A 19725-nucleotide genomic window follows, 5' to 3' on the forward strand; every position below is an offset into this window, starting at 1 on the left:
AACGAACCTTTTGCGACGATGCAGATTTAATCTTTCCCGCCGTCCGTCCTGTTGGTCTCAACCAGGCTGATACCGCCCTCGGAACAGATCCGCCGCAGCGAATCCAGGGCGCATTCGTCGGTGACAAAGGTGTGGACCTGCGACAGATGGCCAATACGGACGGGCGCGGTGCGTTCGAATTTGGTGGAATCGGCGACCAGGACCACGTGCCGGGCGTTGGCCATGATTGCCTGGGCAACCTTGACTTCGCGGTAGTCGAAATCAAGCAGCGCGCCATCGGGATCGATCGCGGATGCGCCGATGACGGCATAATCCACTTTGAACTGGCGGATGAAATCGACGGCCGCCTCGCCGACGATGCCGCCATCGGAATGGCGCACGACACCGCCAGCGATCACCACCTCAATCGAGGGGAAGAGCCGCAAACGGCTGGCGACGTTGATGTTATTGGTGATGACCATCAGCTCATGATGCTCGATCAGTGCTTCGCCAACGGCTTCGGTCGTCGTGCCGATATTGATGAACAGAGAGGCATTGTTGGGGATGAGGGCTGCGGTTGCCCGGCCGATCGCCGTCTTCTCGTTGGCGGCGATCGAGCGCCGTGCCTCGTATTTGACGTTCTCCGTGCCACCCGGAAAGATCGCGCCGCCATGGATGCGGGTCAGCACACGACTGTCGCAGAGATCGTTGAGATCCTTGCGGATGGTCTGCGGGGTCACCGAGAAACGGGCCGCCAGATCTTCTACCAGCACGCGGCCCTCGGACTTGGCGATATCGAGGATCTCGGTCTGCCGTCCGGACAGAAACATGCTGCGCCTCCCTTTCTTTCGTTTTTTGCGATCATATGTTAAAGCGAAAATTGCGCAATCGGCGACTGAAAGCCGACGCCGGGAGGGCCATCGCGTGTTTGATCCAAAGCTTTTCGAAAACCGCAATGTTGTTGTCACCGGCGCGGGCCGCGGCATCGGCCTCGAAGTCGTCCGGCAATTTCTTGATTGCGGTGCGCGCGTTGCCGTTCATACCGGCCGGGGCACCAAACGGCAGCTGCCAGACTTCCTGACGGCTGCGGAAGCGGACGCCCGTGCGGTGCTGATCGCTGGCGATTTTACCGCTTCCGGCGGTACCGCAAAATTTGCGGATCAGGTTCTTCAGGCGTTCGGCAGCGTCCACGTGCTGGTCAACAATGCGGGCACGATGGTCGGCCGGTTTCCGGCAGGCGAGCTTACCGACAGCGAATATGAAGCGATCACCCGGCTCAATCAGACATCCGTCGTCGAGGTGACGCGTGCGCTTCTCCCGGCGTTGCGTGCCGCCAACGGCGCGGCGATCGTCAATACCGTGTCGATTTCGGCGCTGACCGGCGGCAGTCCGGGTTCGGCGATCTATTCGGCTTCGAAGGCCTTCGTTTCCACCTATTCCAAGGCGTTGGCGCGCGAGCTTGCGCCCGATGCGATCCGTGTCAATTGCGTGTCGCCAGGGACGATCGAGACGGATTTCCACGAGCGCTATTCGTCGCGCGAAAAGCTGGAGCAGACGCGCAAAACCATTCCGCTGCAGCGGCTCGGAACCGCTGCGGACTGCGCCCCTGCGTATCTGTTTTTGGCTGCGCCTTCGCTCTCCGGCTACATCACCGGCCAAGTCCTGGAAATCAACGGCGGCCAGCTTATCTGCTGATTTACTTGGACTATTTTTGGTATTTTAGTAAAATTGCGCAGTATAACTGTGCGAATATGCTATCGCTTGGGCCCGTCCTAACGCGTCCATCAGAGAATCCGAATGCCTTTGCCTACAACTGCGCCGGGAACAGCTGGTCAGGAATTGAAGAAGCTTGCTGAGAAAGCTCATGAAGCAAGCAGCCTCCTCAAGGCAATGGCGCACCAGACGCGGCTCCTCATTCTCTGCATTCTTGCCGAAGAGGAAAAGACCGTCAGCGAGATCGAAGAGCTGCTCGGTGTGCAGCAGGCGATGGTCTCGCAGCAGCTGGCGCGGCTGCGGATGGAAGGTCTGGTCAATACCCGTCGTGAGGGACGTCTCGTCTATTACAGCCTCGGAAACGAGAGTGTCGCCTCCTTCCTGGATTCGCTTTTCGCGCTGTTTCCTGGAGCCGCAGCGGCCCGATAGCCGCTCTTGCTAAGCGTGTGTTCTCCGGCCAAAGATGCCTGAACAGGAAGTTCGGCGGGAGACCGGATGATCGATAAGCTGGAATTCTTCATAGCCCTTGCCAATGAAAAGCATTTCGGCCGCGCGGCCGAGGAATGTGGCGTTTCACAGCCGACGCTCTCGGCGGCGATCCGCCAGCTGGAGGACCAGCTGGGCGTCATGCTGGTGCAGCGCGGTTCGCGCTTCCAGGGGCTGACACCTGAGGGGCAGCGTGTGCTTGAGTGGGCGCGCCGGATCGTCGGCGATACCCGCACGATGCGCGAGGAGATGCGCACCGCCCGCAAGGGGCTTTCCGGTCATCTCCGGATCGCTTCCATTCCAACTGCGCTTGCGATGCTGCCGCGGATCACCACGCCATTTCAGGAGCGGCACCCCGACGTGACGTTTTCGATCGTGTCGCGCAACTCGCTCCAGGTTCTGAGCATGCTCGAAAATCTCGAGATCGATGCCGGGATCACCTATCTGGAGAATGAACCGCTCGGGCGGGTGACGACGGTTCCGCTTTACGCCGAGCGCTACAACCTGATTACCGCTGCCGGCAGTCCGCTTTCCGATCGCGAAACTGTGACGTGGCGCGAGGTGGGCCATCTTCGGCTTTGTCTATTGACTGCGGACATGCAGAACCGCCGGATCATCAATCGGCATCTGGCCGAGGCCGGTGCGACGGCGCATCCGACTTTGGAGTCAGGGTCGATGATCGTGCTGTTTTCTCACGTGCGCACCGGCCGCTGGGCAAGCATCATGCCGCGGAATGTGGCCGAATCCTTCGGTTTTCCGGCTGAAATCCGGATGATCCCGATTGTCGAGCCGGAGGCCGATCATCTTGTCGGTCTGGTCGCGACACATCGCGAGCCGTTCACGCCACTCGTCTCTGCGCTGTTGCATGAGGCAAGGATACTCGCGGAGAGCGAAGATCTTCGATAGGAAAAACCTATCAATCGACGGAACAGCTTTATTGATCGCCTGCATGTTCCCTGAGACACTTCCTGTCACAATGTCATACCAAGCTGGGGGAGGCTGGTGTGGCGGCTGAAACGGGAAGCCCTGGGAGGCCTGCCAAAATGAATGCCCATGTCGCCACCGGCGATATTGCCGCGCGTACGCGCGCGATCGTCTCGAGCCTTCGGTCTCTCGAAGGTCCGCTTCTTCCTATCTTGCATGAAGTCCAGGATGAGTTCGGTTATGTGCCGCAGGAAGCGCTTCCTGTGATCGCTGACGAATTGAACCTTTCGCGCGCCGAAGTGCATGGCGTGATGACCTTCTATCATGACTACCGGGATCATCCGGCCGGGCGCCATGTTCTGAAACTCTGTCGGGCCGAGGCCTGTCAGTCGATGGGGGGAGACGCCATGGCTGATCGGGTCAAGACGCTTTTGGGTATCGATTTCCATCAGACGTCGCTCGACGGCAGCGTCACGCTGGAGCCGGTCTACTGTCTCGGGCTCTGCGCCTGCGCGCCGGCGGCGATGCTGGACGGCGAGCTTTACGGCCGCGTCGATGACGAGACGGTTGCCGAATTCGTTGCGGAGGTGCGGCGATGACCGTCAAGATTTTCGTTCCCCGCGATGCGGCGGCGCTTTCTCTCGGCGCCGACAAGGTTGCGAGGGAGGTGGCCGCGCAGATTGCGGCTCGCGGTCTCGACGTGAAGCTGGTGCGCAACGGCTCGCGCGGCATGCTGTGGCTGGAGCCGCTCGTCGAAGTCGAGATCGAAGGCAAGCGCATCGGCTATGGTCCGGTGAAGGTAAAGGATGTTGCCGGGTTATTCGAGGCCGGTCTGGTCTCCGGCGGCGATCACGCGCTCTGTCTTGGGGAGGTCGAAAGCCTCCCATTCCTCAAGGAACAGACCCGATTGACCTTCGCCCGCTGCGGTATCATCGATCCTCTGTCGCTTGAGGATTATCAGGCGCATGGTGGCCTGGCGGGCTTGAAGCGTGCCGCTCAGATGGCGCCTGCGGAAATCGTCAAGGAAGTCACCGATTCCGGGCTCCGCGGGCGAGGCGGCGCCGGCTTCCCGACCGGCATCAAGTGGAAGACGGTTCTCGACGCTTCGGGTCAGCGCAAATACATCGTCTGCAATGCTGACGAAGGCGATAGCGGTACCTTTGCCGACCGGATGATCATGGAAGGCGATCCCTTCGTGCTGATCGAGGGGATGGCGATTGCCGGGCTTGCGACAGGCGCCACCAAGGGCTTTGTCTATACCCGCTCGGAATATCCGCATGCGATCGCGGCGATGACAGAGGCGGTCGAGATCGCCCGCAAGGCCGGGGTGCTCGGTCCGTCGGTCATGGGCTCGGGCAAGGCCTTCGATATCGAAGTGCGCATGGGCGCCGGTGCCTATGTGTGTGGCGAGGAAACGGCGCTGCTGAACAGCCTGGAAGGCAAGCGCGGTGTCGTACGCGCCAAGCCGCCGCTGCCTGCTCACAAGGGGCTGTTTGCGTCTCCGACCGTCATCAACAATGTGATCTCGCTGGCATCGGTGCCCGTCATTCTCGACAAGGGTGCAGCCTTCTACCGTGATTTCGGCATGGGCCGTTCGCGCGGCACAATCCCGCTACAGATCGCCGGGAACGTCAAGCATGGCGGTCTATACGAGACGGCCTTCGGCCTGTCGCTCGGCGATATCATCGACAAGATCGGTGGCGGCACCGCGAGCGAACGCCCGGTCAAGGCGGTTCAGGTTGGCGGTCCCCTTGGGGCTTATTTTCCGCGGGCGCTGTTCGATACGCCGTTCGACTACGAAGCCTTCGCCGCCAGGGACGGTCTGATCGGCCATGCGGGTATCGTCGTCTTCGACGACAGTGCCGACATGCTGAAGCAGGCGCGGTTCGCGATGGAATTCTGCGCCGTCGAGAGTTGCGGCAAATGCACGCCCTGCCGCATCGGCTCGACCCGCGGCGTTGAGACGGCGGACAAGATTGCGCAAGGGATCGAACCGGAGAAGAACCGGGCGCTCCTCACCGATCTATGCAACACCATGAAATTCGGTTCGCTCTGTGCCTTGGGCGGCTTCACCCCATATCCGGTCATGAGTGCGATGACGCACTTCCCGGACGATTTCGCTCCAACACCCCTTATCGAAGCGGCGGAGTAAAGACCCATGTCTCTCGTTCATGAAATTGACTACGGAACGCCGGCTTCGAAATCCGAAGCCATGGTCACGCTGACCATCGACGGCCGAGAAATCACCGTGCCCGAGGGTACGTCGATCATGCGTGCGTCGATGGAAGCCGGGATCCAGGTTCCGAAGCTCTGCGCTACCGATATGGTCGATGCCTTCGGTTCCTGCCGTCTCTGTCTTGTCGAGATCGAAGGACGCAACGGCACGCCGGCTTCCTGCACGACGCCGGTTGCATCGGGTCTCGTGGTTCATACGCAGACGGGGCGGCTCAAGGATATCCGCCGCGGGGTGATGGAGCTCTACATCTCCGACCACCCGCTCGACTGTCTCACCTGCGCTGCCAATGGCGATTGCGAATTGCAGGACATGGCGGGTGCCGTCGGCCTGCGCGACGTTCGCTATGGCTATGAAGGCGACAATCACGTCAAGGCGCGCAGCAATGGCGAGATCAATCTGAAATGGATGCCGAAGGACGAGTCGAACCCGTATTTCACCTATGACCCGTCGAAATGCATCGTCTGCTCGCGCTGTGTGCGGGCCTGCGAAGAGGTACAGGGCACCTTCGCGCTGACGATCGAAGGCCGTGGCTTCGGATCGCGCGTTTCGCCCGGCATGCACGAGCATTTCCTCGATTCCGAATGCGTATCCTGCGGCGCTTGCGTGCAGGCCTGCCCGACGGCGACGCTGACCGAGAAGTCGGTGATTGCAATCGGCCAGCCGGAGCATTCGGCGGTCACCACCTGCGCCTATTGCGGCGTCGGCTGCTCGTTCAAGGCGGAAATGCGCGGCGAGGAGCTGGTGCGCATGGTGCCGTGGAAGGACGGCCAGGCAAACCGCGGGCATTCCTGCGTCAAGGGCCGCTTCGCCTATGGCTATTCGACCCACAAGGATCGCATCCTCAACCCGATGATCCGCGAGAAGGTCTCGGATCCCTGGCGGGAAGTCACCTGGGACGAGGCGTACGCGCATGTCGCTTCCGAGTTCAAGCGCATCCAGTATCAGTATGGCCGCGAAGCGGTCGGCGGCATCACGTCGTCGCGCTGCACCAATGAGGAAACGTTCCTCGTCCAGAAACTGATCCGTGCCGGCTTCGGCAATAACAATGTCGATACCTGCGCCCGCGTCTGCCATTCGCCAACCGGCTATGGGCTGGGACAGGCTTTCGGCACCTCGGCCGGTACGCAGAATTTCGACAGCGTCGAGCATTCCGACGTCGTGGTCGTCATTGGTGCGAACCCGACCGATGGTCATCCGGTCTTCGGCTCGCGGCTCAAGAAGCGGCTGCGTCAGGGTGCCAAGCTGATCGTCATCGATCCGCGCCGCATCGATCTGGTGCGCACGCCGCATGTCGAGGCGGCCTATCATCTGCCGCTGAGACCGGGCACCAACGTTGCCGTCATGACGGCGCTGGCGCATGTCATCGTCACCGAAGGTCTGTTCAACGAGCGATTCATCCGCGAGCGCTGCGACTGGTCGGAATTCGAGGATTGGGCGGCCGTCGTTTCGGAGCAACAGCACAGCCCCGAGGAGACCGAGAAGTTCACCGGCGTTCCCGCTGCCGATCTGCGCGGCGCAGCCCGGCTCTATGCGCTCGGCGGCAACGGCGCGATCTATTACGGCCTCGGCGTGACCGAGCACAGCCAGGGTTCGACGACCGTCATGGCGATCGCCAACCTGGCGATGGTAACAGGCAATATCGGCCGCGAAGGCGTTGGCGTGAACCCGCTGCGCGGCCAGAACAACGTGCAAGGTTCGTGCGACATGGGATCGTTCCCGCACGAGCTGCCGGGCTATCGCCATATCTCCGACGACGCGACGCGCGATGTCTTCGAAAGGCTGTGGGGCGTAAAGCTCAACAACGAGCCGGGCCTGCGCATTCCGAACATGCTGGATGCGGCTGTGGATGGCACTTTCAAGGGGCTCTACATCCAGGGTGAGGACATCCTGCAATCGGACCCCGACACCAAGCATGTCGCTGCCGGTCTTGCGGCGATGGAATGCGTCGTTGTCCAGGATCTCTTCCTCAATGAGACTGCCAACTACGCACATGTCTTCCTGCCGGGATCGACCTTCCTGGAGAAGGACGGAACCTTCACCAATGCAGAGCGGCGCATCAACCGTGTGCGCAAGGTAATGACCCCGAAGAACGGCTATGCCGACTGGGAAGTGACGCAGAAGCTCGCCCAGGCGATGGGGCTCAACTGGAACTACAAGCATCCGTCCGAGATCATGGACGAGATTGCCGCGACGACGCCGAGCTTCGCGCTGGTGTCCTACGACTATCTGGAAAAGATGGGTTCTGTTCAGTGGCCGTGCAACGAGAAGCATCCCGAGGGATCGCCGATCATGCATGTCGATGGCTTCGTTCGGGGCAAGGGCAAGTTCATCCGCACGGAATATGTCGCGACCGACGAACGCACCGGCCCGCGCTTTCCGCTGCTGCTCACCACCGGCCGTATTCTCAGCCAGTATAATGTGGGAGCGCAGACGCGCCGCACCGAGAACGTTGCCTGGCACGCGGAAGACCGGCTGGAAATCCATCCGCATGATGCCGAACAGCGCGGCATCCGCGATGGTGACTGGATCAAGCTGCAGAGCCGCTCTGGCGACACGACGCTCCGGTCGCTGATCACCGAGCGCGTGGCGCCGGGTGTCGTCTATACGACCTTCCATCACCCGACGACGCAGGCCAACGTCATCACCACCGACTTCTCCGATTGGGCGACCAACTGCCCGGAATACAAGGTGACGGCGGTGCAGGTTTCGCCCTCCAACGGGCCGACCGAGTGGCAGCTCGAATATGACGAGCAGGCCCGCCAGAGCCGCCGTATCTCCGGCAAGATGGAGGCCGCGGAGTAATGTCCGAACGGCACACACGCATCCCCGTCAGCCGCATCGCCCGCAAGGGCGGTGTGGTGATGCCGGGCGAGCGCATCGTGCCGGAAGAAGTGCCGATCGCCTTTTCCTATGGCGGCAGTTCGCATGCAGTCATGATGGCGACGCCCGATGATCTTGAGGATTTCGCCGTGGGCTTCAGCCTGACGGAGGGGATCATCGGTTCGATGGCGCAGATTTCCTCGATCGAGGCCGTCGATAGCGAGATGGGCATCGATGTGCAGATCATGCTCGCGGATGATGTCGAAGATGCTCTGCGCGCCCGGCGCCGCAGCATGGCTGGACCCGTCGGGTGCGGCCTTTGTGGTATCGAATCGATCGAGCAGGCCGTTCGCAAAGTGCCGGACGTTTCCGGTTCTTCCTTGACGCTGACACAAGGCGATATCGTGCGGGCTGCAAACCTGCTCAATGAGGCGCAGCCGCTGCATCGCGAAACCCGTGCCGTCCATGGCGCAGGCTTCTATATTCCTGGGCAGGGGCTCTCGGCCGTTCGCGAGGATGTCGGGCGGCACAATGCGCTGGACAAGCTTTGCGGTGCGGTCATCCGTTCAGGCAATACCAGCATTGGCGGTGCCGTCGTCGTCACCAGCCGCATATCCGTCGAGATGGTACAGAAGACGGCAATTCTCGGCGCATCGATCCTGATTGCGATTTCGGCGCCGACGGCACTTGCCATCCGCACTGCCGAAGAAGCCGGCATGACGCTCGTCGCCCTGGTTCGCGGCGATGATTTCGAGATTTTCACCCATCCTCACCGCATTTCGCCGGAAAGCATCGCCGATGTCGCATGATACGCGTGCCAAGCTCGTCTATATGGCCAACCAGATCGCCACTTTTTTCAAGACCCAGCCGGCCAGCGAAGCTGTCGAGGGTGTCGCAACGCACATCAATAAATTTTGGGAGCCGCGCATGCGGCGGCAGTTTTTTGAAATTCTGGAACAGGAAAACAATGGCTTCGATCCCTTGGTGATCGAGGCCTCTTCCCTGATCCGCAAGCCCGAGCCGGCGGAGCCTATCCGGCACTAAACATCGTTTCGCGCGGGGGGGGGGACGCAGGTTGTTTTTGCCTGTTCGAGCGCGATTCATGTCAGCAAGGTCAGATCCAGGAGGAACTCATTCATGACCGCAGCGGATACATCAGGAGCAGGGGTACTGGCGGGCGCTGGCCTGCTTGATCGTGAGCGAATTATTGCGCAACCGGGGTTCAACCGCTGGCTCGTGCCACCGGCCGCACTCGCCATTCATTTGTGCATCGGCATGGCATACGGCTTCAGCGTGTTCTGGCTGCCGCTGTCGAAATCGCTGGGGATCAGCGCATCGACGGCCTGCCCGGATCTGACGCTGGCTTCGGCTCTTTTCACCACGACCTGCGACTGGCGCGTTGCCGATCTCGGCTGGATCTATACGCTGTTCTTCGTGCTCCTCGGCTGCTCTGCGGCCATCTGGGGCGGCTGGCTTGAGCGGGTCGGTCCGCGCAAGGCCGGTTTCGTTTCCGCCTGCTGCTGGTGCGGCGGTATTCTCGTCGCTGCCGTCGGCGTCATGACCCATCAGCTGTGGCTGATGTGGCTCGGTGCCGGTGTGATCGGCGGTATCGGCCTCGGTCTCGGCTATATCTCGCCGGTTTCGACGCTGATCAAGTGGTTCCCGGACCGTCGCGGCATGGCGACCGGCATGGCGATCATGGGCTTCGGCGGCGGCGCGATGATCGGCGCTCCGCTCGCAAACCTGCTGATGAACTACTTCAAGACCGACGCGTCTGTTGGCGTCTGGCAGACCTTCGTGGTCATGGCTGCCATCTACTTCGTCTTCATGATGGGTGGCGCTTTCGGCTACCGCATTCCGCCGGCCGGCTGGCGTCCCGAGGGCTGGACGGCCCCTGCTGCCAAGAGCAGCATGATCACCACCAAGCACGTACACCTGCGCGATGCGCACAAGACCAAGCAGTTCTGGCTGATCTGGGCGGTGCTCTGCCTCAACGTTTCCGCCGGTATCGGCGTCATCGGCATGGCATCGCCGATGCTGCAGGAAATCTTTGCAGGTTCACTGATCGGTCTGCCTGACGTCGGCTTCGCGCAACTCGATGCGGGCCAGAAAGCATCGATCGCAACGATCGCGGCGGGCTTTGCCGGCCTGCTCTCGCTCTTCAATATTGGTGGACGCTTCTTCTGGGCTTCCTTGTCGGACAAGATCGGCCGCAAGAACACCTATTATACCTTCTTCCTGCTTGGTATTGTGCTCTACGCTGTGGCGCCGACGCTCGCCGACATGGGCAATAAGGCACTCTTCGTTCTCGCCTTCGGCATCATCCTGTCGATGTATGGCGGCGGCTTCGCGACGATCCCGGCCTATCTCGCCGATATCTTTGGTACGCAGTTCGTCGGCGCCATCCATGGCCGTCTGCTGACGGCATGGGCGACTGCCGGTATCGTCGGCCCTGTGGTCGTCAACTACATCCGCGAGGCGCAGATCTCGGCGGGCGTGGCGCCTGGACCGGCTCTCTATACCGGAACGATGTATATCCTGGCTGGTATGCTGGCACTCGGCCTGATCGCCAACCTCTTCGTCCGGCCGCTTGCCGACAAGTGGTTCATGTCGGACGCAGAAGTGGCATCGCTGCAGGCGAAATCGGCTGCCGCAAGCGCTGGACCGAGCGGCTCGTTCGGCATCGGCAAAGGCGGCTTCGATGGCAAGGCAGCTCTGGCCTGGGCTGTCGTCGGCATTCCGCTGCTGTGGGGCGTCTGGGTAACGTTGAAGGCGACGTTTGCCTTGTTCGGCTGATCGGAACCTTGATCTAAAGAAAGGCACGCGTCTAGGCGCGTGCCTTTCTCATGAAAAAAGGCGCCTCCGGGGAGAGGCGCGAATTCTGGAGTTGGGCGCTTTCACCACCAGGCCGCATCCGGCCTTTCGCGCCGGACACGGTCCCGGGGGAGGAGGTCAGCGCATCGCGATGACCATGCGGCAGAGCTTGACGAGGCTTGCCTCGTAGCCGCCCGAACCGAGAATGTCCCGGCAGCGAAGCTTTACCTTGGCGCGCTCGGCTGCCGACATGTCATTGTAAGAGTAGGCCGGCCCATTGAGACCACGAGGGCCATTCAAGCCATTGGGATCTTTCGGCCCGTTCGGGCCATTGGGACCGTTGGGGCCATTAGGACCATTAGGACCATTAGGGCCGGTCGGATCATCCGGATCGATGCCCGGCACACCGAGGGCGATATCGACCAGCGTGTTGCCGCCCAATCCAGCTTTCGCCCTGGCGCTGACGAGGCCACTACCGCCGACATTGGCTTTGACGTCAGCATTCAGACCTTTGCTGCCGCCGACGCTTGCTGTCGTGCCGACTCCGAGCCCCTTTGTTCCGCCGCCGATGCTCGTCTTGCTATTGATGCCGCCGGATCCGCCAACGGATGCGTTGACGCCAAGTCCACCCTTCGATGTGCCGCCGACGCTGGCATTAACGCCGCTGGAGCCACCGATGGACGCGCTGAGGCCGCGCCCACCATTGTTGCCGATGCTGATGCCGTTGCTACCGCCTATGCTAAGGCCGCCGCCACTGCTTTTGCTGCCGCTGCTTGTGCTCCCGCTGCTCGTACTGCTCTTGGAGCCGCCGCTGAGGGCGTTTCCGAGGCCGCCGAGAAGGCCTTCGGCGCTAGCCTGGGACGGCATGATCATCGCTGCACAGCTGATGGCGAGTACAGCGATAGCCGATTTGTGATACTGCATTTCCAACCTCCAAAAGCGATTCCGCCAGGACCCCATGCCCAGGCTTGGAAATCAAAATCGGAAGCGCGCGCTTTCCGTATCGGATAGCAGCAACCAAAAGTGGTTGTCAGGTCTCCGATCGATACAGTATCAGAATATACGTATATTCTAATATTGTGTAGGAGTTTCGCGCTAAGGTTGGTTTTGACTATTTGTACAGCTAAGAAGCTGTAAACAGAATCGGCAAGACTGCGTCTATAATATTTTCTATTGCGTAATTTCTGGAAAGTGCCGAATTCTATAGTGATTGTTTTTATTATGATTTCTGGGAATTTCCTTGCCTGAAAGCATATGTGACTATTCTCGTAGAATAGGTGCGAAGGACGAGACGTAAAATCGATACTTGTCTATGATGATATTCTAATGCAATCAAAAATTAGGGGCGACGGCGGTTTTGGCAGCACGCCTTGCTTGCAGAGATGTAAAGAAAAACCGGCCCTGCAAGCAGGGCCGGAGAGCAGGTGTGCCTGGGTGGAGATTAGAATTCTTCCCAGTTGTCGGCGGCCGGTGCGGCTGAACCGTGCGCTCTGGAAACACGGGAGACAAGCTGCAGGGCCGGAGAGGTATGTCTCGCAGCTGGACGATGCTGCATCTCGTTGCCGAGGCGGAACTGGTTGAGCAGGGCTCTGAGCACCTCTGCCTCGGAGGTCAGCTTGTGGCTTGCTGCGGTGCTTTCCTCGACCATGGCGGCATTCTGTTGCGTCGCCTGGTCCATCGAATTGACGGCTTGATTGATTTCTTTGATGCCTGTCGCCTGTTCGCGTGATCCTTCGACGATGGCCGCGACATTGGTATTGATGTCGGCGACTTGGCTGACGATCTCTTCGAGCGCCCGGCCAGTCTGGCCGACGAGATCGACGCCATTCTTGACGAACTCGCTGGACTGGTTGATCAGCGCCTTGATTTCCTTTGCAGCACTTGCCGAGCGCTGGGCGAGTTCGCGCACTTCCTGGGCGACGACGGCAAAGCCCTTGCCGGCTTCCCCGGCGCGTGCGGCCTCGACACCGGCATTCAGCGCCAGCAGATTGGTCTGGAAGGCGATATCGTCGATGACGCCGATGATGTTGGTGATCTCGCGGGACGACTGCTCGATCTGCCCCATCGCCGAGACTGCATTGCGCACGACGATACCGGATTGCTCGGCGCCATGCTTCGTCTTGGCCACGAGCTGACCGGCCTCGCCAGCGCGGTGGCTGGAGTCGTTGACGGTGGTGGTGATCTGCTCCAGTGCGGCGGCCGTCTCTTCAATGGACGCGGCCTGCTGTTCCGTGCGTTTCGAGAAGGAATCGGCTGCGGCACCGATCTCGTGAGACCCGGCGGCGATCGCGGCCGTGTTCTCGCCGATCGTCACCATCGTATCCCGCAGCTTTTCCAGCGCAGTGTTGAAATCGTGGCGCAATTGCTCCATCGATGGGACAAAGGCGGTATTGACCGTCTGCGTCAGGTCGCCCTCCGCGAGATGTTTCAAAGCGCTGCCGAGCTGGCTGATCGCGCTCATTCGCTCGGTCACGTCGGTGGCGAACTTGACGACTTTGTAGACACGGCCATCGGCGCCGATGATCGGGTTGTAGGCGGCCTGGATCCATATCTCCTTGCCGCCCTTGCCATAACGAACGAACTCGTTGGCGATGAACTCCCCGCCCGCCAGCCGCCGCCAGAAATTTGCGTAGTCTTCGGTGCGGGCATAGGCGGGATCGCAGAACATGCTGTGATGCTTTCCAGGGATTTCGGAGAGGCTGTAGCCCAAGCCTTTACAGAAATTTTCGTTGGCCGTCAGGATCTCGCCGTTCGGCTTGAATTCGATGACGGCCTGAGACCGGGAGATCGCATCGAGCTTGCCGGCGTCGTCGATCGCCTGACGCTTGGCCGCGGTGATGTCGGTGGCAAACTTGACGACCTTGAAGGGCTTTCCGCCCTTGAGCACGGGATTATAGGTTGCCTGGATCCAGATCTCACGGCCGCCCTTTGCCAGCCGCTTGTAAGCCCCAGCATCATGTTCGCCGCGGCCAAGCCGGGTCCAGAAATCGCGGTATTCCGCGGTTGCCACCAAGGCCGGATCGCAGAACATGCTGTGATGTTTGCCGGTGATCTCATCGAGACTGTAGCCGAGCGCCCGGCAGAAGTTCTCGTTGGCCTTCAGGACATTGCCTTTCAGATCAAATTCGATAACGGCTTGAGATTTCGAAATGGCATCAAGAATGTATTTTGCATCGGAAGATAAACCCAGCATCCCCGTTCCCCAATCATGTGCCGACGCTCTCGCCAGGCAAAGTTGATGAACTTACAGCTTTTGGATTTGAGGCTGGATTAATCGCGCTATACGCGAAAATCGCAACTATCAGAAATCGTAATACTGTCAGTTCGCAACCCATGATGATGGTGTGAAGGTTAATTTAGGGTATAAAAGAGATTGCTAATAAGATTTGTTTTTACGCCAAGTTCTTATGGGTGATTTCTACTGGGCACAAAAAAGCCGCCTCGACGGCGGCTTTGATTTCGTGTGGCGCTGCCTTCCGTTAGGCGGCAACGAGTTCTTCGGCTTCGCTTTCCTTGAACATTTTCGCGAGGTTCAGGAAGCAGATCATGCCGTTTTCGGAGGCGATGATACCTTCGCAATAGGCGCGATCGAAGGAGGCGGTGACCTCAGGAACGGGCTGAACCTGGCCGGAAGAGATCGTCAGGATGTCCGAGACGCGGTCGACGAGCATGCCGATGACCATGCTGTGGACTTCGGCAACAACGATGGCGCTGCGTTCATTGGCGACCGTGCTCTTCATGCCGAGCTTGTAGGCAAGGTCGATGATCGGGATTACAGAGCCGCGCAGGTTCATCACGCCGATGACATCCGACGGTGCATGCGGGATCGGGGTGGAGGGCGCCCAGCCACGGATTTCGCGGATGGTCGTCGTCTTCACGCAGAATTCCTGATCGTGCAGCCGGAAGGCAATGATCTCGAGCGTGTCGCCACTGAAACTATTGGAATTAATGGTGCTCATTAGAAATCTTCCCAATTCTCGTAAGCCAGAGCGGCTGCGCCGCCATTGGCGCGAACATTCGTTACGCGTTGACCACGTGGCGTTGCGCGTGCGGCAGGCGCTTCTGTGGCTTTGGTGTTGAGCTTAGCGAAAGAGTGTTGCGCAAATCTAAATTGCGACAGCAGCACCCGGAGGTTTTCGGCTTCCTTCGAGAGTTTGCCGCTGGCAGCCGTGGTCTCCTCGACCATAGAGGCATTGTCCTGCGTGACCTGATCCATCGCGTTGACAGCCTTGTTGATCTCCGTCAGCCCGGTGGACTGCTCGCGTGCAGCTGTAACGATCGCCACGACATTGCCGTCGATCTCGGTGACCTGCGAGACGATCTCTTCCAGAGCGCTGCCGGTTTCACCGACCAGCGTTACGCCGCTCTTGACATGTTCGGACGAGGCGGTGATCAGCGTCTTGATCTCCTTTGCCGCGTTTGCCGAGCGTTGGGCGAGTTCGCGGACTTCCTGCGCGACAACAGCAAACCCCTTGCCAGCTTCGCCGGCACGGGCAGCCTCGACACCGGCATTCAAGGCCAAAAGATTGGTCTGGAACGCGATTTCGTCGATGACGCTGATGATGTTGCTGATCTCGCGCGACGAATTGGCGATCTGATCCATGGCGCCGATCGCCTTGCGGACGATGCTGCCGGAATGGCCGGCGCCAAGCTTCGTCTTGGCCACCAGGTCGCCAGCCTCACCGGCGCGCTTGGCGCTGTCGGCCACTGTCTGGGTGATCTGCTCAAGGGCGGCGGCTGTCTCCTCAACGGTTGCTGCCTGCCGCTCCGTCCGTCTGGACAATTCGCCGGCAGCGGTCGTCATTTCGCGGGAGCCGTGCGCGATGGCATCGGTGTTTTCGGCAACAGTGCGCATGGCGCCGCTCAGACGTTCGACAGCGCTGTTGAAATCGACGCGGACCTTGTCGAGAGCCGGAAGGAATGGTGTCTCAATGGCGCCGGTCAGGTCGCCGGCGGCAAGGCGCGTCAGTCCTTCGCCGAGCTCATCGACGGCCTGGACGCGGCTGGTGATATCGGTCGCAAACTTGACAACCTTGAAGACGCGGCCATTCATGTCGAAGATCGGGTTGTAGGACGCCTGGATCCAGACGACTTTACCGCCCTTGCCGACCCGCTTGAACTCTTCGGCAACGAACTGGCCGGCGGCAAGCTTGGTCCAGAATTCGCGGTAGGCAGGCGAGGCCGTATAGGCCGTTTCGCAGAACATGCTGTGATGCTTTCCGCGGATTTCCTCCAGGCTGTAGCCGAGGACGGAAAGGAAGTTGCCGTTTGCGGTCAAGATCTCGCCGGACGGGGTAAACTCGATGACGGCCTGTGCCCGGGAGATCGCTTCGATCTTACCGATGGCATTTGCCGAATCGAGCTTGGCCGCGGTCACGTCAGTTGCGAACTTGACGATCTTGTAAGGCTTGCCGTTGGAGAGCAGGGGATTGTAGGTCGCCTGAATCCAGACGTCCCGGCCGCCCTTGCCGATGCGGCGGTATTCGCCGGAATCGAACTGGCCCTTGCCGAGCTTGGCCCAGAAATCCTTATAGGCCGCGGACGCGACATAGTCAGGATCGCAGAATATGCGGTGGTGTTTGCCGGCGATCTCCGAAAGCTCGTAGCCGAGCGTCCGGCAAAAGTTTTCGTTGGCCGTCAGAATATTGCCCTGCAGGTCGAATTCGATCACGGCCTGCGATTTGTTGAGCGCCGAGAACATGGCCTTGGCGTCGGAACCTGAAATAACTGAAAATAGCGGCATCGTCGTCCCTAAGGACTGCAGCACTCCAAAGCGGTGCGGGGCGAGGGCGATTGCCAAAAACAGGCACACAGATCGCCGCGCCTGCGGCGCATTCGATGCGGCAGGTCAGATCTCAAATAAAGCTGAAAACCCGGACGCTGCCCCCACAATACGCCCGGGTGTTTCTGCTGAAATAATATGATTAGTTAGATTAAAAATGAGTAACTGACTGAATATACTGATGTATATTAGCGTTTAATGCGTGAGTTCACGCAAACATACTTCGTGTTGGTTGCGGCCTCCGAAGAGGCCGCTCACCTCAGGTAATTGTCTTCTCGATTTCGGAGACAGCCCATTCGACCTGGTCCTTGGTGATGACCAGCGGCGGAGCGAGGCGGATTGTGTGCTCGTGCGTATCCTTGGCGAGCAGACCGCGCTCCTTGAGACCGTAGCAATACTGGCGCGCGCCACCTGCTTCGGGCTCGAGCTCGATCGCCAGCATCAGACCGCGGCCACGTACGTCCTTGACGATGTTCGAGCGGATGGAGCGCAGACCTTCGAGGAAATAGTTACCCATCTTCTCGGCATTCTCGATCATGCCTTCCTCAGTAAGCACCTTGAGCGCGGTGCGGGCAACGGCGCAGGCGAGCGGATTGCCGCCGAAGGTGGAGCCGTGCTGACCGGGCTTGAGGACGCCAAGGACCTCGCTGTTCGAAAGAACGGCGGACACCGGATAGAAACCGCCGGAGAGCGCCTTGCCGATCAGCGTCACGTCGGCTTCGATGCCTTCGTGCTCTTCCGCAAGCAGCTTTCCGGTGCGGCCGAGACCGGTCTGGATCTCGTCGAGAATCAGCGTGACGTTGTGCGTGGTGCAGAGCTCGCGGACGCGCTTGAAATAACCGGCCGGAGGAATGATGACGCCGGCCTCGCCCTGGATCGGCTCGATCAGCGCGCCGACGGTGTTTTCGTTGATCGCGGCGGCAAAGGCATCGGCATCGCCGAAAGGGATGGTGCGGAAGCCCGGCGTGTAAGGTCCGAAGCCCGTGCGTGCATCCGGGTCGGTCGAGAAGCTGATGATGCTGAGCGTCCGGCCGTGGAAATTGTCGGAGCAGACGATGATCTCTGCCTTGCCTTCCGGCACGCCCTTCACCTCGTAGCCCCATTTGCGCACGGCCTTGATCGCCGTCTCGACGGCTTCGGCACCGGAATTCATCGGCAGGATCTTGTGCGATCCGGTCAGTGCCGCGAGCTCTTCATAGAGATGGGCCAGCTGGTCGTTGCGGAAGGCGCGGGAGGTGAGTGTCAGCTTGCCGGCCTGTTCGACCATCGCGGCCAGTATCTTCGGATGGCAATGGCCCTGGTTCACGGCGGAGTAGGCCGAGAGGCAATCGAGGTAACGGTTGCCGTCGGTATCCCAGAGGTAGACGCCTTCGCCGCGGGTCAGCACGACATCGAGCGGCTTGTAGTTGTGGGCGCCAAGCCGCTGTTCGGTGGCGATCAGGTTTTCAGATGCGTTCATGGCTGGTTCCCTCGGATTAGGCGGCGCGGGTCGGACGATCGAAGATACGGCGGCCGAAAAGGCTGGCGGTCAGTTCGACAAGAACGCGGGCGCTCTTGCCGCGATCGTCCAGAAACGGATTGAGTTCGACGAGATCGAGCGACGATACGAGGCCGCTGTCGCAGAGCATCTCCATGACGAGGTGCGCTTCGCGGAATGTCGCTCCGCCCGGCACAGTCGTTCCGACGCCCGGTGCAATATCGGGATCGAGGAAATCGACATCAAGGCTGACATGCAGGAGGCCGTTGGCCTCTTCCACCGCAGCGAGGATCTGCCGCATGATCGGCGCGATACCCTGTTCGTCGATCGAGCGCATATCGAAGACGTTGACGCCGTGCTTCTTGATCAGCTCGCGTTCCGGCGCATCGACCGAACGGATGCCGACCTGAAAGACGTTGCGCGGATCGACCAGGGGCCGGGCCTTTGGAAGAACTTCGGCGAGGTCAGCCTGACCGGTGAAGAACGCGACCGGCATGCCGTGAATATTGCCGGAGGGCGAGGTTTCCGGCGAGTTGAAATCCGAGTGGGCGTCAAGCCAGATGACAAACAGCGGGCGGCCCTGTTCGGCGGCATAGCGTGCCATGCCGGAGACGCTACCCATCGACAGGGCGTGATCGCCGCCGAGGATCAGCGGAAGACGTCCGGCAGCGGCTGCTTCATATGTGCTCGCTTCCAGCGCCCGGGTGAACGCGCCGATGATGCGCAGATTGTGGGCTTTCGGATGATTGGGCAGGTCGCGGGCCGGCACGATCTGCAGGTCGCCGTCGTCCTTGACGTCATGACCGAGCTCGATGAGCGTCTGGTCGATCCCTGCGATGCGAAGTGCTGCCGGGCCCATTGCGGCGCCCCTGCGGCCGGAGCCTTCTTCTAGCGGAACGCCAATGAGGGTGACTGCGCGCGATTGAACGTCCATTCCAAGCTCCGGATTTCGAGTTTCGAGCTGCATATTCGGCTATCGCCGCGGCGACAAAAAGATGGAAAATTGCCAAAATAAAATCAACATTGTACAAATTGCTTACACCATTCGAGCAAAGTGAAAATCATGGACGACCTCGATCAGGAACTGCTCAGCGCTCTCAGACACAATGCAAGAACGCCGGTATCGTCACTGGCGGCGATGACGGGCGCCTCGCGGGCGACTGTCGCGGCGCGGATTGACCGGCTTGTTGCCAATGGCACGATCGCAGCCTTCACCATCCGGACGGGGCATGAAGTGCGCTCGGCGGGCGTCCGGGCCATCATTCTCATCGAGGTTCTCGGCAAACTGGCCGACAAGGTTGCCGACCAGCTGCGCGGGTTGCCTCAGGTGCGCGCCTTGCACAGCACCAATGGCAAATGGGATTTCATCGCCGAACTCGAAGACCGGGATCTCGTGTCCTTCGACGAGACGCTGCGGCGCATCCGTCTGGTAGACGGAATCAACGTGACGGAAACCAACATCCTGCTGAAAACCAGCAAGACCATCTTCTAGGG

Annotated in this window: 17 protein-coding genes; 10 read left to right on the plus strand and 7 right to left on the minus strand. The window is 60.3% G+C overall.

Annotated elements, in window-relative coordinates; all coding sequences use genetic code 11:
* Positions 1-26: 26 nt before the first annotated feature.
* On the minus strand, positions 27-809 hold the full coding sequence (locus tag AC1DV9_RS11385; RefSeq protein ID WP_112385756.1) for a DeoR/GlpR family DNA-binding transcription regulator: 783 nt from the start codon (positions 807-809) through the stop codon (positions 27-29).
* A gap of 94 nt (positions 810-903) precedes the next feature.
* On the opposite strand from AC1DV9_RS11385, the gene AC1DV9_RS11390 reads away from it, so the two are divergent.
* The 9 genes from AC1DV9_RS11390 (at position 904) to AC1DV9_RS11430 (ending at position 10954) form a co-directional block, all read left to right on the plus strand.
* Positions 904-1674 (plus strand): SDR family NAD(P)-dependent oxidoreductase, encoded by a 771-nt coding sequence (locus AC1DV9_RS11390; RefSeq protein ID WP_477947852.1) that lies wholly within the window; start codon positions 904-906, stop codon positions 1672-1674.
* 102 nt (positions 1675-1776) lie between these two features.
* Positions 1777-2121, plus strand: coding sequence for an ArsR/SmtB family transcription factor (locus tag AC1DV9_RS11395; protein ID WP_112385754.1), 345 nt, complete (start codon positions 1777-1779; stop codon positions 2119-2121).
* A gap of 66 nt (positions 2122-2187) precedes the next feature.
* Positions 2188-3084: a LysR family transcriptional regulator gene (locus tag AC1DV9_RS11400; protein WP_112385753.1), complete on the plus strand. Its 897-nt coding sequence runs from the start codon at positions 2188-2190 to the stop codon at positions 3082-3084.
* A gap of 137 nt (positions 3085-3221) precedes the next feature.
* Complete coding sequence (locus AC1DV9_RS11405; RefSeq protein WP_310296252.1) at positions 3222-3701, plus strand: formate dehydrogenase subunit gamma; 480 nt, start codon at positions 3222-3224, stop codon at positions 3699-3701.
* On the plus strand, positions 3698-5254 hold the full coding sequence (locus tag AC1DV9_RS11410) for a formate dehydrogenase beta subunit (RefSeq protein WP_477947854.1): 1557 nt from the start codon (positions 3698-3700) through the stop codon (positions 5252-5254). The genes AC1DV9_RS11405 and AC1DV9_RS11410 overlap by 4 nt, the downstream gene beginning before the upstream one ends.
* A gap of 6 nt (positions 5255-5260) precedes the next feature.
* Positions 5261-8140: a formate dehydrogenase subunit alpha gene (gene fdhF / locus AC1DV9_RS11415; RefSeq protein ID WP_477947856.1), complete on the plus strand. Its 2880-nt coding sequence runs from the start codon at positions 5261-5263 to the stop codon at positions 8138-8140.
* A gap of 59 nt (positions 8141-8199) precedes the next feature.
* Entirely contained in the window at positions 8200-8967 is a 768-nt protein-coding gene (fdhD, locus tag AC1DV9_RS11420; RefSeq protein ID WP_477947989.1) for a formate dehydrogenase accessory sulfurtransferase FdhD, read from the plus strand.
* The gene (locus AC1DV9_RS11425) at positions 8957-9202 is read left to right on the plus strand and encodes a formate dehydrogenase subunit delta (RefSeq protein WP_477947858.1); all 246 of its coding nucleotides are present in this window, start codon (positions 8957-8959) and stop codon (positions 9200-9202) included. The genes fdhD and AC1DV9_RS11425 overlap by 11 nt, the downstream gene beginning before the upstream one ends.
* 93 nt (positions 9203-9295) lie before the next feature.
* Complete coding sequence (locus AC1DV9_RS11430) at positions 9296-10954, plus strand: OFA family MFS transporter (RefSeq protein WP_477947859.1); 1659 nt, start codon at positions 9296-9298, stop codon at positions 10952-10954.
* 156 nt (positions 10955-11110) lie between these two features.
* Here the strand turns inward: AC1DV9_RS11430 and AC1DV9_RS11435 are convergent, their stop codons facing one another.
* The 6 genes from AC1DV9_RS11435 to rocF all read right to left on the minus strand — a co-directional run bounded on the left by AC1DV9_RS11435 (position 11111) and on the right by rocF (position 19165).
* On the minus strand, positions 11111-11896 hold the full coding sequence (locus AC1DV9_RS11435; protein ID WP_477947861.1) for a hypothetical protein: 786 nt from the start codon (positions 11894-11896) through the stop codon (positions 11111-11113).
* A gap of 517 nt (positions 11897-12413) precedes the next feature.
* Positions 12414-14165 carry a methyl-accepting chemotaxis protein gene (locus AC1DV9_RS11440; protein WP_477947863.1) on the minus strand — a complete coding sequence of 584 codons (1752 nt, stop codon included), beginning with the start codon at positions 14163-14165 and terminating at the stop codon, positions 12414-12416.
* A 286-nt stretch (positions 14166-14451) separates the two neighbouring features.
* The gene (locus AC1DV9_RS11445) at positions 14452-14931 is read right to left on the minus strand and encodes a chemotaxis protein CheW (RefSeq protein WP_112385744.1); all 480 of its coding nucleotides are present in this window, start codon (positions 14929-14931) and stop codon (positions 14452-14454) included.
* Complete coding sequence (locus tag AC1DV9_RS11450) at positions 14931-16715, minus strand: methyl-accepting chemotaxis protein (protein WP_112385743.1); 1785 nt, start codon at positions 16713-16715, stop codon at positions 14931-14933. Before AC1DV9_RS11450 ends, AC1DV9_RS11445 begins: the two co-directional genes overlap by 1 nt.
* 298 nt (positions 16716-17013) lie before the next feature.
* Positions 17014-18213, minus strand: coding sequence for an ornithine--oxo-acid transaminase (gene rocD, locus AC1DV9_RS11455; protein WP_477947865.1), 1200 nt, complete (start codon positions 18211-18213; stop codon positions 17014-17016).
* 16 nt (positions 18214-18229) lie between these two features.
* Positions 18230-19165 (minus strand): arginase, encoded by a 936-nt coding sequence (rocF, locus tag AC1DV9_RS11460; RefSeq protein WP_310296231.1) that lies wholly within the window; start codon positions 19163-19165, stop codon positions 18230-18232.
* Positions 19166-19294: 129 nt separating this feature from the next.
* On the opposite strand from rocF, the gene AC1DV9_RS11465 reads away from it, so the two are divergent.
* Entirely contained in the window at positions 19295-19723 is a 429-nt protein-coding gene (locus AC1DV9_RS11465; RefSeq protein WP_112385740.1) for an Lrp/AsnC family transcriptional regulator, read from the plus strand.
* Positions 19724-19725 lie beyond the last annotated feature (2 nt).

The sequence above is a fragment of the Rhizobium sp. 01L410 genome, assembly GCF_056400165.1.

Coding starts and splice junctions, on each gene's coding strand:
- AC1DV9_RS11410 (WP_477947854.1), top strand. CDS start 3,698: ATGACCGTCAAGATTTTCGTTCCCCGCGATGCGGCGGCGCTTTCTCTC.
- AC1DV9_RS11430 (WP_477947859.1), top strand. CDS start 9,296: ATGACCGCAGCGGATACATCAGGAGCAGGGGTACTGGCGGGCGCTGGC.
- rocF (WP_310296231.1), bottom strand. CDS start 19,165: ATGGACGTTCAATCGCGCGCAGTCACCCTCATTGGCGTTCCGCTAGAA.
- fdhF (WP_477947856.1), top strand. CDS start 5,261: ATGTCTCTCGTTCATGAAATTGACTACGGAACGCCGGCTTCGAAATCC.
- AC1DV9_RS11465 (WP_112385740.1), top strand. CDS start 19,295: ATGGACGACCTCGATCAGGAACTGCTCAGCGCTCTCAGACACAATGCA.
- AC1DV9_RS11450 (WP_112385743.1), bottom strand. CDS start 16,715: ATGCCGCTATTTTCAGTTATTTCAGGTTCCGACGCCAAGGCCATGTTC.
- fdhD (WP_477947989.1), top strand. CDS start 8,200: ATGCCGGGCGAGCGCATCGTGCCGGAAGAAGTGCCGATCGCCTTTTCC.
- AC1DV9_RS11405 (WP_310296252.1), top strand. CDS start 3,222: ATGAATGCCCATGTCGCCACCGGCGATATTGCCGCGCGTACGCGCGCG.
- AC1DV9_RS11440 (WP_477947863.1), bottom strand. CDS start 14,165: ATGCTGGGTTTATCTTCCGATGCAAAATACATTCTTGATGCCATTTCG.
- AC1DV9_RS11445 (WP_112385744.1), bottom strand. CDS start 14,931: ATGAGCACCATTAATTCCAATAGTTTCAGTGGCGACACGCTCGAGATC.
- rocD (WP_477947865.1), bottom strand. CDS start 18,213: ATGAACGCATCTGAAAACCTGATCGCCACCGAACAGCGGCTTGGCGCC.
- AC1DV9_RS11385 (WP_112385756.1), bottom strand. CDS start 809: ATGTTTCTGTCCGGACGGCAGACCGAGATCCTCGATATCGCCAAGTCC.
- AC1DV9_RS11400 (WP_112385753.1), top strand. CDS start 2,188: ATGATCGATAAGCTGGAATTCTTCATAGCCCTTGCCAATGAAAAGCAT.
- AC1DV9_RS11425 (WP_477947858.1), top strand. CDS start 8,957: ATGTCGCATGATACGCGTGCCAAGCTCGTCTATATGGCCAACCAGATC.
- AC1DV9_RS11435 (WP_477947861.1), bottom strand. CDS start 11,896: ATGCAGTATCACAAATCGGCTATCGCTGTACTCGCCATCAGCTGTGCA.
- AC1DV9_RS11395 (WP_112385754.1), top strand. CDS start 1,777: ATGCCTTTGCCTACAACTGCGCCGGGAACAGCTGGTCAGGAATTGAAG.